14 protein-coding genes are annotated in these 16,520 nt (G+C 61.6%); 4 read left to right on the top strand and 10 right to left on the bottom strand.

Annotated elements, in window-relative coordinates; translation table 11 throughout:
• Positions 1–175: 175 nt before the first annotated feature.
• Positions 176–784 (top strand): transcriptional repressor LexA, encoded by a 609-nt coding sequence (gene lexA, locus LOY53_RS08125; RefSeq protein WP_027596623.1) that lies wholly within the window; start codon positions 176–178, stop codon positions 782–784.
• Positions 785–797: 13 nt separating this feature from the next.
• Positions 798–1,274, top strand: coding sequence for an SOS-induced cell division inhibitor SulA (gene sulA, locus LOY53_RS08120; RefSeq protein WP_027596624.1), 477 nt, complete (start codon positions 798–800; stop codon positions 1,272–1,274).
• A 50-nt stretch (positions 1,275–1,324) separates the two neighbouring features.
• Here the strand turns inward: sulA and LOY53_RS08115 are convergent, their stop codons facing one another.
• The 7 genes from LOY53_RS08115 to LOY53_RS08085 form a co-directional block, all read right to left on the bottom strand.
• Complete coding sequence (locus LOY53_RS08115) at positions 1,325–1,558, bottom strand: hypothetical protein (RefSeq protein ID WP_004376430.1); 234 nt, start codon at positions 1,556–1,558, stop codon at positions 1,325–1,327.
• A gap of 50 nt (positions 1,559–1,608) precedes the next feature.
• Positions 1,609–2,124 (bottom strand): DUF6586 family protein, encoded by a 516-nt coding sequence (locus LOY53_RS08110; protein WP_252827196.1) that lies wholly within the window; start codon positions 2,122–2,124, stop codon positions 1,609–1,611.
• A gap of 221 nt (positions 2,125–2,345) precedes the next feature.
• Positions 2,346–4,955 carry a type I DNA topoisomerase gene (gene topA, locus LOY53_RS08105; protein WP_027596626.1) on the bottom strand — a complete coding sequence of 870 codons (2,610 nt, stop codon included), beginning with the start codon at positions 4,953–4,955 and terminating at the stop codon, positions 2,346–2,348.
• A 100-nt stretch (positions 4,956–5,055) separates the two neighbouring features.
• Entirely contained in the window at positions 5,056–5,307 is a 252-nt protein-coding gene (locus LOY53_RS08100; protein WP_027596627.1) for a DUF1653 domain-containing protein, read from the bottom strand.
• A 78-nt stretch (positions 5,308–5,385) separates the two neighbouring features.
• Positions 5,386–6,561, bottom strand: a complete 1,176-nt coding sequence (gene fadA / locus LOY53_RS08095; RefSeq protein ID WP_027596628.1) for an acetyl-CoA C-acyltransferase FadA — start codon at positions 6,559–6,561, stop codon at positions 5,386–5,388.
• A gap of 21 nt (positions 6,562–6,582) precedes the next feature.
• On the bottom strand, positions 6,583–8,730 hold the full coding sequence (fadB, locus tag LOY53_RS08090) for a fatty acid oxidation complex subunit alpha FadB (protein WP_186703866.1): 2,148 nt from the start codon (positions 8,728–8,730) through the stop codon (positions 6,583–6,585).
• Between the two features lie 514 nt (positions 8,731–9,244).
• The gene (locus tag LOY53_RS08085; protein WP_027596630.1) at positions 9,245–9,682 is read right to left on the bottom strand and encodes a hypothetical protein; all 438 of its coding nucleotides are present in this window, start codon (positions 9,680–9,682) and stop codon (positions 9,245–9,247) included.
• Positions 9,683–9,792: 110 nt separating this feature from the next.
• Between LOY53_RS08085 and LOY53_RS08080 the strand changes: the two genes are divergently transcribed.
• On the top strand, positions 9,793–10,233 hold the full coding sequence (locus LOY53_RS08080; RefSeq protein ID WP_099430039.1) for a universal stress protein: 441 nt from the start codon (positions 9,793–9,795) through the stop codon (positions 10,231–10,233).
• Positions 10,234–10,298: 65 nt separating this feature from the next.
• On the opposite strand, the gene LOY53_RS08075 is transcribed toward LOY53_RS08080, so the two are convergent.
• Positions 10,299–12,227, bottom strand: coding sequence for an ATP-binding cassette domain-containing protein (locus LOY53_RS08075; protein WP_258703831.1), 1,929 nt, complete (start codon positions 12,225–12,227; stop codon positions 10,299–10,301).
• Positions 12,228–12,447: 220 nt separating this feature from the next.
• Between LOY53_RS08075 and LOY53_RS08070 the strand changes: the two genes are divergently transcribed.
• Positions 12,448–14,376: a transglycosylase SLT domain-containing protein gene (locus tag LOY53_RS08070; protein WP_027596633.1), complete on the top strand. Its 1,929-nt coding sequence runs from the start codon at positions 12,448–12,450 to the stop codon at positions 14,374–14,376.
• A 100-nt stretch (positions 14,377–14,476) separates the two neighbouring features.
• Here the strand turns inward: LOY53_RS08070 and LOY53_RS08065 are convergent, their stop codons facing one another.
• Positions 14,477–15,277, bottom strand: coding sequence for an MOSC domain-containing protein (locus tag LOY53_RS08065; protein WP_258703830.1), 801 nt, complete (start codon positions 15,275–15,277; stop codon positions 14,477–14,479).
• A gap of 55 nt (positions 15,278–15,332) precedes the next feature.
• Positions 15,333–16,268, bottom strand: coding sequence for a chemotaxis protein CheV (locus LOY53_RS08060; protein WP_099453380.1), 936 nt, complete (start codon positions 16,266–16,268; stop codon positions 15,333–15,335).
• Between the last annotated feature and the right edge of the window lie 252 nt (positions 16,269–16,520).

Below are 16,520 nucleotides of genomic sequence, written 5' to 3'. Positions count from 1 at the left end.
ACATACGTTTCAGGCCTGCGTCTGTCAAGGCTCGGTGACTGGGCGGTCGCCATTTAAAAACGCCAATGATCGCGCTGCAAGCGCCATTCTCGCTGTTTCTTCGTACAGGGTGCTTGCAGCTCATCCAGTACTGTATATAATCCCAGTCACTGTATAAAAAGACAGAGCGCTCACCATGTTGAAACTGACGCCACGCCAAGCTGAAATTCTCGCGTTCATCAAACGTTGCCTTGAAGACAACGGCTTCCCACCGACACGCGCTGAAATCGCTCAGGAGCTGGGCTTCAAATCGCCCAACGCCGCCGAAGAGCACCTGAAGGCCCTTGCTCGCAAAGGCGCCATCGAGATGACCCCCGGCGCATCCCGCGGCATCCGTATCCCCGGGTTCGAGGCCAAGGCCGACGAAAGCGGCCTGCCGATCATCGGCCGGGTCGCAGCGGGCGCACCGATCCTCGCCGAGCAGCACATCGAGCAATCCTGCAACATCAACCCTGCCTTCTTCCACCCTCGCGCCGACTATCTGCTCCGCGTGCACGGCATGAGCATGAAGGATGTGGGCATTTTCGACGGTGACCTGCTGGCAGTGCACACCTGCCGCGAGGCCCGTAATGGCCAGATCGTTGTCGCCCGCATCGGTGACGAAGTGACCGTCAAGCGCTTCAAGCGCGAAGGCACCAAGGTCTGGCTGGTTGCCGAAAACCCCGAATTCGCCCCCATCGAAGTCGACCTGAAAGAACAGGAGCTGGTGATCGAGGGCTTGAGCGTCGGCGTCATACGCCGCTGATCCAGGAGGCGCCATGCAGCAGTTCATTCACGCACCCGAGCAAGCCCAGTTGCCATTGTTCGAAGCATTCCTTGCCCAGCCCATTCTGCCGGGCCTGAAGGCCAGCGAGCAGACGCGCAAGAGCAGCCACCCCGAGCTGTTCAGCGAGCTGTCACTGCGCGGCGCTGCCGAGCATTGCCAGAGCCTGTTGGCCCCGGTCCTGCGCGAACTGAGCGAAGAGGAAGACGCCCGCTGGCTGACCCTGATCGCCCCACCCTCGAGCCTGACCCAGGCATGGTTACGCGATGCCGGCCTCAACCGCGAACGCATCCTGCTGCTGCACCCTCGTGGCAATCAGAGCCCGCTGCAACTGACCTGCGAAGCGCTGCGCCTTGGCCGCAGCCACACCGTGGTCAGCTGGCTTGGCAGCGTCAATGCCAGTGCGCGTCAACTGCTGCTGCGCTCAGCCAGCACCGGAAACGCACAAAGCCTGAACATCCGCCTCGGCTGATGTTCAGGCTTTGCCTGTTACTTCAAAAGCACTGATACCACGCAACGCGATCAATGCAGAACGCGAGGGCCTTCGTCGCGCTCGAGTTCGCCGTCCATCAGGCGGCCGGCCATCTGCACACCGACACTGAGCATGGCCTTGGCCACTTCTACATGCTGACCCTGCAGGAACGCCTTGGCGTCTTCCGAGAAATCCAGGGTTACCAGAGAGCCCTCATCCTCCGCACGACGCAGTTCGATCCGGCCATCAGGCAACTCGACAATTTCCAGAAAAGACGTAGACATAAAAGGCTGTTCTCCACGAAAGGCCAGCATTGTATCAGCCGCAGCGCCTATCAGCACTCACTCAACGCGTCACGGAAACGTCTCACCAAGCTTTTAAGGTTGCTGCGCCAGCTTTCCAGCTCTTCTCGCGACAGCGCAGGCTGCTCGGGCTCATCGAGATTGACGGCCTGAATCAGCGGCTGGGTGACATCGGTTTTAGGCGTTTTTTTCGCGACCGGTGGTCGGAACAAATCGGCATAAGCACCCAGCATTTGCGCCAGCCAGGTTTCGCGCTGACGGGCCAATTCCAGCAGCTCGGCCACCTCGGGGATAGCGATGCCATTCAGCGCATCGCCTTCAAGCAGTTGCTCAACACTCGACGCCGCTGGCAGGCGGTAGTAGCCACCGATTTCATGGCACAGGCCCAGTAGCGCGCCGTACAAGTGAAACAGCGCCGATTCGCGTTCGGCCTGGACCAGGCCCTGAGCGTTCATGGCTTGGCCTTGTTCGGCTTTGGCCATGGACTCGAGCGCGAGGCCGGCGAAGAACAGTTTCTGGTTGGTGCGGGTGTAGAGTTCCTGGGCCATCTCGAGTGACCTCCCTGAAGGCTGGTAAGCGATTAGGATCAGTTTCAGGGATGGCCTGGCTGGCCGCAAGCTGAATGTCGCATAAACAACTGGGGCCGCTTTGCGCCCCATCGCCGGCAAGCCGGCTCCTATAGGGGGAGCGCCACCGTTGAAATGGCGCTGTACCTGTGGGAGCCGGCTTGCCGGCGATGGGGCGCAAAGCGGCCCCAGTTCAACGCCAATCAGCGCTTGTCTTCAACCTTCCACGCATTGCCGTCGTAGAACGCCTTCCACCCCGTCGGCTTGCCATCGACCTCGGACTGCACGTACTGCTCCTTGGTCTTGCGGCTGTAGCGAATCACCGCTGGGCGGCCTTCCGGGTCCTTCTGCGGGGCATCGCAGAGGAAGTGGTACTTCGGATCGATCTCATGCTTGTGCGGCACGATCTCCAGTACCAGCGGCGCACGCGTCTCGCGGTTTTTCGGGAACTGGCTGGCCGCCAGGAACAACCCCGAAGCACCATCGCGCAACACGTAGGTGTCATCGACCTTCTCGCACTTCAGCTCTGGCATTTCCACCTTGTCCATCTTCGGTGGCGCCGCCTCACCGCTTTTGAGCAGCTTGCGGGTGTTCTTGCACGCTGGGTTGGTGCAACCGAAGAACTTGCCGAAACGGCCAGTCTTGAGCTGCATCTCGCTGCCACACTTGTCGCACTCCAGGCTCGGCCCTTCGTAACCCTTGATGCGGTAGCTGCCCTCTTCGATCTCGTAGCCGGCGCAATCCGGGTTGTTACCACAGATGTGCAGCTTGTGCTTCTCGTCCAGCAGGTAAGCGTCCATCGCCGTGGCGCAGATCGGGCAACGGTGCTTGCCCAACAGCACGCGGGACTCCGACTCACCCTCGTCATCCGCGGCAATCTCGTCACCAGGCACCAGGTTGACGGTTGCCTTGCAACGCTCCTTGGGCGGCAGGCTGTAGCCCGAGCAGCCGAGGAACACGCCAGTGGAGGCGGTACGAATCATCATCGGGCGGCCACATTCCTTGCACGGAATGTTGGTCATGGTCGGCTGGTTGGCACGCATGCCGTTTTCGGCCGACTCGGCCGTCTGCAGCTTTTTGCTGAAGTCGCCGTAGAACTCGTCGAGCACGTTCTTCCAGTCACGCTCGCCCTGGGCCACGTCGTCGAGGTTCTCTTCCATGCCGGCGGTGAAGCCGTAGTCCATCAGGTTGGAGAAGCTCTCGGACAGGCGCTCGGTAACGATGTCGCCCATCTTCTCGGAATAGAAGCGGCGGTTGTGCAATGTCACATAGCCACGGTCCTGGATGGTCGAGATGATCGCCGCGTAGGTCGACGGGCGACCGATACCGCGCTTTTCCATTTCCTTGACCAGGCTGGCTTCAGTGAAGCGCGCTGGCGGCTTGGTGAAGTGCTGGCTCGGGTCGATCTGGATCAGCTTGAGCGCTTCACCCTGGACCATTTCCGGCAGCACATCGTCTTCGCCCGGCTTGCTCTGTTGCGGCAGCACGCGGGTGTAACCGTCGAACTTGAGGATACGGCCCTTGGCACGCAGCTCGAAGTCGCCAGCCGCCACCGTGACGCTGGTGGACAGGTACTGCGCTGGCGGCATCTGGCAGGCCAGGAACTGGCGCCAGATCAGCTCGTACAGGCGCTCTGCATCGCGCTCCATGCCGCTGAGCTTGGTCGGGTGGGTGTTGACGTCAGAAGGACGAATCGCTTCGTGCGCCTCCTGGGCGCCTTCCTTGCTGCCATACACCAGCGGGTTTTCCGGCAGGTACTGCTTGCCGAACTCGCGCTCGATGTAGCTGCGCGCCATGTCCAGGGCATCGGCCGACAGGTTGGTGGAGTCGGTACGCATGTAGGTGATGTAACCCGCTTCGTACAGACGCTGGGCCATCATCATGGTTTTCTTCACGCCGAAGCCCAGGCGGTTGCTCGCGGCTTGCTGCAAGGTAGACGTGATGAACGGCGCCGACGGCTTGCTGCTGGTCGGGCGGTCTTCACGCTTGACCACGCTGTAGCTGGAAGCCTTGAGCTTCTCCAGCGCTGCCATGGCCTGTGCTTCGTTGAGCGGCTTGAAGGCCTCGCCTTTCTCGCGCGCCACTTCGAACCGCACCTTGGCGTTCTTGGCGGTGCCCAGGTCGGCGTGGATCTCCCAGTACTCTTCGGGGATGAAGGCACGGATCTCGCGCTCGCGCTCAACCACCAGCTTCACCGCGACCGACTGTACACGGCCTGCAGACAGGCCACGGGCGATCTTTGCCCACAGCAGTGGCGAAACCATGTAGCCCACCACGCGATCGAGGAAGCGCCGCGCCTGCTGGGCGTTGACGCGGTCGATGTCCAGCTCGCCCGGTTGCGAGAAGGCCTCTTGAATGGCCTTCTTGGTAATTTCGTTGAACACCACGCGCTTGTAGCGGGTGTCGTCACCACCGATGGCTTCGCGCAGGTGCCATGCAATGGCCTCCCCTTCGCGGTCCAAGTCGGTTGCGAGGTAGATGGTGTCAGCATCCTTGGCCAGGCGGCGCAGCTCTTCGATCACCTTTTCCTTGCCAGGCAGGATCTCGTACTTGGCCTTCCAGCCGTGGTCGGGGTCGACACCCATGCGTGCCACCAGCTGGCGGCGTGCCTTTTCTTTCGGCGAAAGGGCCGGCGCCTCACCCGCAGCCTTACCACGCTTGGCGGCCGGCTCTTTGCTAGCGCTGGCCGAACCGCTGGTGGGGAGGTCTCGGATATGGCCGATACTCGACTTCACCACGTACTGGTTGCCCAGGTACTTGTTGATGGTCTTGGCCTTGGCCGGGGATTCCACAATGACCAGCGATTTGCCCATGGATCGGAGTATTCCTGAATCTGAAGATGAAAAACGCGTCAGGTGCCAGACGCGGCACCGCTATATATAGTGGCAAAACAGTGAGGTCAAGCGCGGTCGATCACTCGTGCGACTTGGCCAGCAGCCCAGGCAACCCTTCTTCGGCCTTGACCAAAGCAAAGCGTGGCACCTGCTCGCCGTCAACCTCGACGGACTCCTGGAACATCGAAAGGGGCCGTACCCAGAACCCATATTCACCATACAGGCATTGGTAGAAGACCATCCACTCTTCAGTTTCGGAGTGCTGCGCAACACTGAAGACACGGTACTCAGGCCCCTTGTAGTGCCGGTATACGCCTGGCTGTATCTGCATGTCGCTCACCCTTTTTAATAAAACCTGTAAAAAACAAAAACCGGGGCACAAGGCCCCGGCTGCTGTCCCGCGACGCGATCAGACGCGTTCGAAGACAGTGGTGATGCCCTGGCCGAGGCCGACGCACATGGTCGCCACCCCCAGAGTACCGCCATTCTGCTTCATGACGTTGAGCAGGGTGCCGGAAATACGTGCACCCGAGCAACCGAACGGGTGGCCCAAAGCAATGGCGCCGCCGTGCAGGTTAACCTTCTCATCCATCTTGTCGAGCACTTTCAAGTCTTTCAGCACAGGCAAGGCTTGTGCGGCGAAGGCTTCGTTGAGCTCGATGAAGTCGATATCGGCCATGCTCAGGCCGGCACGCTTGAGGGCTTTCTGGGTCGATGGCACCGGGCCGTAGCCCATGATCGCCGGGTCGACGCCGGCCACGGCCATGGCGCGAATCACCGCCAATGGCTGGATGCCCAGGTCCATGGCGCGCTGGCCAGACATGACGATCATGCACGAAGCACCGTCGGTGATCTGCGACGAAGTACCCGCGGTGACGGTGCCACCTTTCGGGTTGAACGCAGGCTTCAGCGAGGCCAGACCTTCGAGGGTGGTTTCCGGGCGAATGGTCTCGTCGAAATCGAAGACCTTCAGGAAGCCGTTCTCGTCATAGCCCTGCATCGGGATGATCTCGTCCTTGAACTTGCCTTCGACCGTCGCTTTGTGAGCGAGCTGGTGCGAACGCAGGCCGAACAGATCCTGCTGTTCACGGCTGATGCCGTGCATTTTGCCGAGCATCTCTGCAGTCAGGCCCATCATCCCGGAAGCCTTGGCAGCATGCAAGGACAGGTGCGGGTTAGGGTCGACGCCATGCATCATGCTGACGTGGCCCATGTGCTCGACGCCGCCAACCACGAACACATCGCCGTTGCCGGTCATGATTGCCTGGGCGGCGGTGTGCAGCGCACTCATCGACGAGCCGCACAGGCGGCTGACGGTCTGCGCCGCCGAGGTGTGCGGGATCGGTGTCATCAGCGACGCCATGCGGGCAATGTTCCAGCCCTGCTCGAGGGTCTGGTTGACGCAGCCCCAGATCACGTCCTCGACTTCTTTCGGGTCGACCTTGCCATTGCGTTCCAGCAGCTTGGTGATCAGGTGCGCAGACATGTCTTCGGCGCGGGTGTTGCGGTGCATGCCACCCTTGGAGCGGCCCATTGGCGTGCGACCGAAGTCGACAATCACCACGTCTCTTGGATTCAGGCTCATATCAAATCTCTCGCTCTACGCTCAGTTGAAGAAGCGCTGGCCATTTTTGGCCATTTCGCGCAGCTTCGCGGTCGGGTGGTACAGCGGCCCCAGGTCAGCGTACTGATCGGCCAGGGCGACGAATTCGGCGACACCGATCGCGTCGATGTAGCGCAATGCACCGCCACGGAAGGGAGGGAAACCAATGCCGTAGACCAGGCCCATGTCGGCTTCGGCGGCGGTTTCGACGATGCCGTCTTCCAGGCAACGCACGGTCTCCAGGCACAGCGGGACCATCATCCAGTTGATGATGTCTTCGTCAGTGACTTCACGCTGCTCGAACACGATCGGCTTGAGCACGTCGAGCACGGCGGCGTCGAACACCTTCTTCGGCTTGCCACGCTTGTCGGTCTCGTAGGCGTAGAAGCCCTTGCCGTTCTTCTGGCCCAAGCGGTTGGCCTCGTACAGGGCGTCTACCGCCGAGCGGCGCTCATCCTTCATGCGGTCCGGGAAGCCTTCGGCCATCACGTCGCGGCCATGGTGGCCGGTGTCAATGCCGACCACGTCCATCAGGTAGGCAGGGCCCATGGGCCAGCCGAACTTCTCCATGACCTTGTCGATGCGCACGAAGTCGACGCCAGCGCTGACCAGCTTGGCGAAACCGCCGAAGTACGGGAACAGCACGCGGTTGACCAGGAAGCCCGGGCAGTCGTTGACCACGATTGGGTTCTTGCCCATTTTCTTGGCATACGCCACGGTGGTGGCGACCGCCACTTCACTGGACTTCTCGCCGCGAATGACTTCCACCAGCGGCATCATGTGCACCGGGTTGAAGAAGTGCATGCCGACGAAGTTTTCTGGGCGCTTGAGCGCTTTGGCCAGCAGGTTGATGGAGATGGTCGAGGTGTTGGAGGCGAGGATGGCATCCTCTTTCACCTGGCCTTCGACTTCTGCCAACACGGCTTGCTTGACCTTCGGGTTCTCGACCACGGCCTCGACGACGATGTCGACGTGGGCGAAATCGCCGTAGGACAGGGTCGGGCGGATGGCGTTGAGTGCTTCAGCCATCTTGGCGGGGGTCAGGCGGCCTTTCTCAACGCGATTGCCCAGCAGCTTGGAGGCTTCGTTAAGACCCAGCTGAATGGCGTCTTCGCGGATGTCCTTCATCAGGATCGGCGTGCCCTTGACCGCCGACTGGTAGGCGATGCCGCCACCCATGATGCCAGCGCCGAGCACGGCAGCCTGCTTCACGTCACGGGCGATTTCATCATGGGCCTTGGCCTTGCGCTTGAGCTCCTGGTCGTTCAGGAACAAGCCGATCAGGCTCTGGGCAACCGACGTCTTGGCCAGCTTGGCAAAGCCTGCGGCTTCGATTTCCAGGGCCTTGTCACGGCCGAAGTTGGCGGCCTTCTGAATGGTCTTGATGGCTTCGACCGGCGCTGGGTAGTTCGGCCCAGCCTGGCCTGCGACAAAGCCTTTGGCCGTCTCGAACGCCATCATCTGCTCGATGGCATTGAGCTTGAGCTTTTCCAGTTTCGGCTGGCGCTTGGCCTTGTAGTCCAGCTCGCCGCTGATGGCGCGCTTGATCAGGTCCAGGGCACCGGCTTGCAGCAGCTCAGGGGCGACCACGGCGTCGACGGCACCGACCTTAAGGGCGTCTTCGGCACGGTTTTCCTTGCCGGCGGCAATCCACTCGACCGCGTTGTCCGAACCGATCAGTCGCGGCAGGCGCACGGTACCGCCGAAGCCTGGGTAGATGCCCAGTTTGACTTCAGGCAGGCCAATCTTGGCAGTGCTGGCCATGACCCGGTAATCGGCCGCCAGGCACATTTCCAGGCCACCGCCCAGGGCGATGCCATTGATGGCGGCAACGGTCGGCACTTCGAGGTCTTCGAAGGCGTTGAAGATGCGGTTGGCTTCCAGGCTGCCGGCTACCAGCTCGGCCTCAGGCAGCTTGAAGTTGTCGACGAACTCGGTGATGTCGGCGCCGACGATGAACACGTCCTTGCCGCTGCTGACGATTACGCCCTTGACCGAAGCGTCGGCCTTGATGGCATCGACCGCTTCGCGAAGCTCGTTCAGGGTCAGGCGATTGAATTTGTTGACGGACTCACCCTTGAGATCGAACTTGAGTTCGACGATGCCACTTTCAAGAGCCTTAACCGTGATGGCTTTACCTTCGTAAATCATCAACTGATCTCCACGATATGGAAGCTAACTGTACACGCCGGTCGCTGCTGCATCAGGCAGGCCATGCCGCCCTGCCCCAGGCACACCCGTCAGCGCGCTAGTCGGGACTATGAACGAGCCGTGTGACATACAAACGCTCAATTCATACGCCCGTTTGATTTGGGTGTGCACACATTCTCCGAAAAGATCAGCGTTGTCAAATGCTCACGCACTGAGTGAAAACGCGACTTTCCGGTCATTTTGTAGGGTCTGGGTACAAAGCATGACGTCAGTGATCGCTGCACATTCATGTCAGCAATTGACCATGGGAAAACAGGCCCGTGCCTGCCAGGGGAAGATTTTTTTCAGCAGATCGCTGGCAGCCGGCTACACTGCCAATGGCTTCAAGCATTCCCGGCCTGCCTGGCCTTTTCTGCGCAGCAGAACGCAAAGCGGCGACTTGGCACCCCACCCCTTCAGGGGCTCTGCCAAGCCGCCGCTTTGTCGTTTAACCTAGCTTTTTATTGGCGAGGGGTCAGGCGAGGGTTTCGAGGACGTGCGCAATATCCTGCAATACAGATTTATCGCCTCGCTCGGTCCAGTACAAAGCGATCATGCGGGGGTCGGCTTCAACCTTGTAGACACTGGCCGGCAAGCGCGCAAAAGCCTCAGCAAGGCGCGGGTCCTCACACGGCTCGCGCCATTGGTTCCACCACACGCCTGGCGTGACCTGCCAGTAGCAGAAGCTGTCCTCGCGCCCCTTGCGCCGCCCACGGTGGTACTGCGGGCAGGGGCTTGGCGGCTCCTTTTCCAGCCAATGCGGCCATTGCTGAGGCGCCAGCTGCATGGCCAGGCCCATGCGCCGCGCTTCCAGGCGCAGGTTCATCTGCTCGCCCTGCTTGCGCGACGTGCGCAACCAGGAAAGCGGGCTGAGAATCAGCGCAAGGATTGACACCACCAGCAATACCGTCATATCAGTAGACCCCATAAAGCGTTGCAAATGAGCTGGTTAGCCATTTTTCACGGAAGACCCGCCCGAAAGCGACCATACTTCTTCTATCGCGATTGTCAGGAGTACCGCTCATGTCCTACGAACATCTTCTGGTCGCCGTCGACCTGACCGAGGAATGCGACCCGGTGATCAAGCGCGCCATGGCGCTTGCCGCGCCCTACAACGCCAAGGTCTCGCTGGTGCACATCGTCGAACCGATGGCCATGGCATTTGGGGGTGACGTGCCCATGGACCTGTCGCAGCTGCAACAGCAGCAGTTCGATCAGGCCAAGGAGCGCATGGACCGCTTGTTCAACAAATACCCGGACATCAACCGCGGCGATTCCCACCTGACCTACGGCCAGCCACGCCAGGAAATCCACCAACTGGCCAAGGACCAGAAGTGCGACTTGATCGTGGTCGGCAGCCATGGCCGACATGGCCTGGCTTTGCTGCTGGGCTCCACCGCCAACGACGTGCTGCATGGCGCGCCATGTGACGTGCTGGCGGTGCGGCTACAGAAGAAAGAATGATGTGACCCTTACCGGCCGCTTCGCGGGGCAAGCCCGCGAAGCGGCCGGCTCAGGTTAACCGCTGATCAGCCTTCCAGCTCAGCCCAGCGCTCTACCAGCACATCCAGCTCGCCTTGCAGCTTCTCGATCTGTGCCAGCACCGCCGAAGTCTCGGCGATTGGCCGCTGATAGAAGCCCGCCGCATTCACTTCTTCCTGCGCCTCAGCCATGCGCTGTTCGATCGCATCGATCTGCCCAGGCAACATCTCCAGCTCACGCTGCAGTTTGTAGCTGAGTTTCTTCTTCGAGGCGTCGGCCACAGCTGCCGCTGGCACCGGCGCAGCTTGCACGTCCTGCTTCTCCACCACCGCGCTGTTGAGCTCGGACTTGCCGCCCTTGCTTTCGGTCACGCCCAGCAGCTTCGGCGAACCGCCCTGACGGATCCAGTCTTCATAGCCACCGACATACTCGCGCACCTTGCCCTCGCCTTCGAACACCAGGGTGCTGGTGACGACGTTGTCGAGGAAGGCCCGGTCGTGGCTGACCATCAGCACGGTGCCCTTGTAGTTGGACAGCACCTCTTCAAGCAGCTCGAGGGTTTCCACGTCCAAGTCGTTGGTCGGTTCGTCGAGCACCAGCAGGTTGGCCGGTTTGCTGAACAGTTTGGCCAGCAGCAGGCGCGCACGCTCGCCACCCGACAGCGCCTTGACCGGCGTACGGGCACGCTGGGGGCTGAACAGGAAGTCGCCCAGGTAGCTGAGCACGTGGCGGTTCTGGCCATCGATCTCGATGAAATCGCGGCCTTCGGCCAGGTTGTCGATCACGGTCTTTTCCAGATCGAGCTGATGGCGCATCTGGTCGAAGTAGGCCACTTCCAGCTTGGTGCCACGCTCGACCTTGCCCGAGATAGGCTCCAGGTCACCGAGCATCATCTTGAGCAAGGTGGTCTTGCCGGTACCGTTGGCACCCAGCAGGCCAATACGGTCCTGACGCTGCAGCACCATGGAGAAGTCCTTGACCAACATTGGGCCGTCGGCATGGGCGAAGCTGATATTTTCCAGCACCATGACCTGCTTGCCGGACTTGTCCGCCGCCTCGATCTGGATGTTCGCCTTGCCCTGACGCTCACGGCGCTCGCCGCGCTCGACGCGCAAGGCCTTGAGGGCACGTACGCGCCCTTCGTTACGGGTACGCCGGGCCTTGATGCCCTGGCGGATCCACACTTCTTCCTGGGCCAGGCGCTTGTCGAACAGCGCGTTGGCGGTTTCCTCGGCGGCCAGCGCCGCTTCTTTGTGCACCAGGAAGCTGGCGTAATCGCCGTTCCAGTCGATCAGCCCGCCGCGGTCCAGCTCGAGGATGCGAGTGGCCAGGTTCTGCAGGAAGGACCGGTCGTGGGTGATGAACAGTACCGCGCCATTGAACCCGCGCAGCGCCTCTTCAAGCCAGGCGATCGCACCGATGTCCAAGTGGTTGGTCGGCTCGTCGAGCAGCAGCAGGTCAGGCTCCGACACCAGCGCCTGGGCCAGCAGCACGCGGCGGCGCCAGCCACCGGACAGCTCGGCCAGGGTCTTGTCGGCAGGCAGCTGCAGACGGCTCAGGGTGCTTTCCACCACCTGCTGCAGGCGCCAGCCGTCACGGGCTTCGAGCTCGTGCTGAACGTGCATGAGTTTTTCCAGGTCGTCGTCGCCCTGGATGTTCTGGCTCAGGTGATGGAACTCGGCCAGCAACGCGCCAACGCCATCAAGGCCCTCGGCCACCACATCGAACACGCTGCGCTCGTCGGCCAGCGGCAATTCCTGCGGCAGCTCGCCGATCTTCAGGCCCGGAGCGCGCCAGATCTCGCCGTCGTCGCCCTTCTGCTCGCCCTTGACCAGGCGCAGCATGCTCGACTTGCCGGTGCCGTTGCGGCCGATGATGCACACCCGCTCGCCACGAGCGATCTGCCAGGACACTTTGTCCAGCAGCGGCATGGCGCCGAATGCGAGGGACACATCGCTGAATTTGAGCAGGGTCATGTTGGTCTCCATAAATCGGGCGCGCATTCTACCTGACTTGGGCCCCCACGGCATTAAGTTGACCACCCGGTGAGGGCTTTACGACATCTGGTCGAACATAATGTCTTGATACAAGCGCTGTGCTTTCATCTGCCGCCGGCAAACGGCTAAGCTAAGGCATAGCTTCCAACAGTGCTGGCTTCGCCGTCACTTCCCCATGGTTCAACTGCCCGGACGTATCATGCGCAGCCGCCTGTTACAGATTGCATCCTGCTTGCTGCTTACCGCCGCCACCGCCAGCGCGGCGCAGGCCCTCGACCTCACTCAACAGCGCCAGTACTACGACGAGGCCAAGCGCGCCCTGGCCAAGGGCGACAAAGGCCCGTACTTGCGCTATGCCCAGCAATTGCGTGATTACCCGCTGACGCCCTACCTGACCTACGACGAGCTGACCGCACGCCTGAAGAGCGCCAGCAACGAGGAAATCGAAGGGTTCCTGGCCAAACACGGCGACCTGCCCCAGGCCAACTGGATGAAACTGCGCTGGTTGCGCTGGCTGGCCGAGCGCGGCGAATGGAACACCTTCGTCAAGTACTACGACCCCAAGCTCAATTTCACCGAACTGGACTGCCTCAACGGCCAGTACCAGCTCAGCCACGGCCTGCGCGCCGAAGGCTATGCCACGGCCGATAAACTGTGGAATGTCGGCAAGTCGCAACCGGCGGCCTGTGACACGCTGTTCGGCATGTGGGCCGCCGAGGGCCAGTTGACCGAGGCCAAGCGCTGGAACCGCACTAAGCTGGCAGCCCAGGCGCGCAACTACGGCCTGGCCAACAACCTGGTCAAAACCCTGACCACCCTCGGCCCGCAAGGGCGCCTGCTGATTGATGTGGCACAGAAGCCCGAGCTGCTCAACCAGCCGTCGCGCTTCACCCCGGTCAACGAGGCCATGTCCGATGTGGTCAGCCTTGGCTTGCGCCGACTGGCCCGGCAGGACCCAGAGCGGGCCATGGCCCTGCTCGACGACTATGCCCAGCGCATGCACTTCTCGCGCGACGAGAAGGTGGCCATCGCCCGCGAGATCGGCCTGACCCTGGCACGCCGCTACGACCCACGCGCGCTCGACCTGATGACCCGCTACGACCCCGAACTGCGCGACAACACCGTCAGCGAATGGCGCCTGCGCCTGTTGCTGCGCCTGGGCCGCTGGGAAGATGCCTACGAGCTGACCAAGCGCCTGCCCCAGGACCTGGCCAGCAGCAACCGCTGGAAGTACTGGCAGGCACGCAGCCTCGAACTGGCCCAACCGAACAACCCGCAAATTCCACTGCTGTACAAGACCGTGGCGCGCGAGCGTGACTTCTACGGCTTCCTCGCCGCCGACCGCGCACAAACCCCCTACCAGCTGAACAACAAGCCCCTGGTGCTGAGCCAGCAGCTGGTCACTAAGGTGCGTAATACCCCGGGCATTCAGCGCGCGTTGGAATTCCATGCCCGCGGGCAGATCGTCGAAGGGCGCCGCGAGTGGTACCACGTCAGCCGCCACTTCACCCGTGACGAGATGGTCGCCCAGGCACGCCTGGCCTATGAACTGCGCTGGTACTTCCCGGCCATTCGGACCATCAGCCAGGCCCAATACTGGGACGACCTGGACATCCGCTTCCCGATGGCCCACCGCGACACCCTGGTGCGCGAGGCCAAGGTCCGCGGCCTGCATTCAAGCTGGGTGTTCGCCATTACCCGTCAGGAAAGTGCCTTCATGGAAGATGCGCGCTCCAGCGTGGGTGCCAGCGGCTTGATGCAGCTGATGCCGGCCACCGCCAAGGAAACCGCGCGCAAATTCAGCATCCCGCTGGCCTCGCCGGCGCAGGTGTTCAACCCCGACAAGAACATTCAGCTGGGGGCCGCGTACCTGAGCCAGGTGCACAGCCAGTTCAATGGCAACCGGGTACTCGCTTCGGCGGCCTATAACGCCGGCCCCGGGCGGGTACGCCAGTGGCTCAAGGGCGCCAAACACCTGAGCTTCGATGTGTGGGTGGAATCGATCCCGTTCGATGAGACGCGACAGTACGTACAAAACGTGCTGTCGTATTCGGTGATCTACGGGCAGAAGCTCAACTCGCCGCAGCCCCTGGTGGATTGGCACGAGCGCTACTTCGACGATATGTAAGCCACCCCTTGTAGGAGCAGCCTTGCGCTGCGAAGAGGCCGGTAAAAGCACCGAGGATCCAGGGTGTTTTTACCGGCCTCTTCGCAGCGCAAGGCTGCTCCTACAGGACTTCGACCTTCATCCCCACTTCCAGCACACCACTGCCATCCACCGCCAGGTTTTGCCCGAACAACACATCCCCTTCTTTCTCGCGGAACGTTTTGAGCGTGGTCATGGGCTCGCGGTCCGGGCTGCGTTCGCCGGACCGTGGATCGATGGTGGTGAAAATGCACCGCACGCTGGGTTTGAGCACGCGAAACTCGAGGGTGCCGATACGTATCCGTTTCCAGCCGTCCTCGGCGAATGGCTCTGCGCCCTGTACCACCAGGTTGGGCCTGAACCGCAGCATTTCCATGGGCCGACCAACACGCCGACTGAGCTCGTCCAACGACCCCTGGCCGATCAACAGCAGCGGAAAACCATCCGGAAACGCCGCACGGTCACTGTTCAAGCCATAACCATTGGGCAGGTAACGCGCCCGTTGCTCCGGGCAATACACCAGCCGCACGTCCTTACCCAGCAGCGCCGACAGCCAGTTCGCCGCCGCCTCGCCAGCATCGGGAACCCGCAGGGTGTCGCGCCAGATTGTCACGCCCCGCAAGCCATCGTCGGTAAGCGGTACAGGCACCCGCAACGGCACCTGCCCTGGGGCCTCCAGCAGCAACTGCCCAGCATCGTCATCCCTCGCACTGATCTGGCCGAGCTGTGGCCAGGCACGCTGGGTGAGGAAGCGGCCGTTTTCTGCCTCCACTACCATCCAGCGGCGGTCACCCAGCAACCCCAACTGGCCAACCGGCGAAGCCTGCAGGCTTTGCGCCCGCCCCGACTTCACCGGGTATCGATACAACTCACTCAGAAACATCCCTGCCGCCTCGCGTCATTCGAAACGCCAAGCTTATACCCGGCAGGGCCAGGGATCACGCAGTAGCCGTATCCAGCAGCAAGCGCTGCTTGACCACCTCGACCAGGCGATCCGGCTGGAACTTGGACAGGAAGTTATCGCAGCCCACCTTCTTGACCATTGATTCGTTGAAACTGCCCGACAACGAGGTGTGCAGCACCACGTAGAGCTGACGCAAGCGGGCATCGCTACGGATCTCGGTGGTCAACCTGTAACCGTCCATCTCCGGCATTTCGGCGTCGGTGAACACCATCAGCAGCTTCTCGCACACATCCTCACCGGCGTCAGCCCAGCTTTTAAGCAGGCGCAGCGCCTTCAAGCCATCACTGGCCACGTGCAGCTTCATGCCCAGTTGCGACAGGGTGTCACGCAATTGCGCCAAGGCAACGCTGGAATCGTCCACCAGCAATACTTCACGGCCTCTGGCGCGGGCCAGCACGGGGTCGGCAAGCCGTTCGCCGGAGACCTTGGCGTTGTACGGCACGATTTCCGCCAGGACCTTCTCCACATCGATGACTTCGACCAGTTTCTCGTCGACCTTGGTGATGGCGGTCAGGTAGTGCTGGCGCCCGGCACTGGTCGGCGGCGGCATGATCGCTTCCCAGTTCATGTTGACGATGCGGTCGACGCCCCCCACCAGGAAGGCCTGCACCGAGCGGTTGTATTCCGTCACGATGATGGTGCTGTCCGGCCCGGGTTGCAGGGGCCGCATGCCGATCGCCTGGGACAGGTCGATCACCGGCAGGGTCTGCCCACGCAGGTTGACCACGCCGCAGACAAAGGCATGGCGCTGCGGCATCAGGGTCAGCTTGGGCAGCTGGAGCACTTCCTGCACCTTGAACACGTTGATCGCGAACAGCTGCCGACCTGCCAGGCGGAACATCAGGATTTCCAGGCGGTTCTCGCCCACCAATTGCGTGCGTTGGTCTACTGTGTCGAGAATGCCAGCCATTGGAAACCCCCAGGCTTGAGTCGGAAAAGTGTATTCATCCACCCTGTATCGGCGGGTTCACGCGCACCTTGACCCTTGCGGGAAAATGCCGCGAAGGTAATTGATATCACTTTACCATCATGCTTTACTGCGGGCACATCCAGGCTAGCCTGTGCCCGTTAGCACCTTGTTGCACCCTGGCCCCCCATCAGGGAAACCCTTACCTGCAATCGGGTGCAACCTGATGTTCGCGATATCCATTAGCCATTAATG

Origin of the sequence: Pseudomonas sp. B21-031 (assembly GCF_024748985.1) — a bacterium.
Lineage (GTDB): Bacteria > Pseudomonadota > Gammaproteobacteria > Pseudomonadales > Pseudomonadaceae > Aquipseudomonas > Aquipseudomonas kermanshahensis.
Note: the sequence above shows the minus strand (reverse complement) of the source record. Positions and strands in the feature narration are given on the sequence as shown.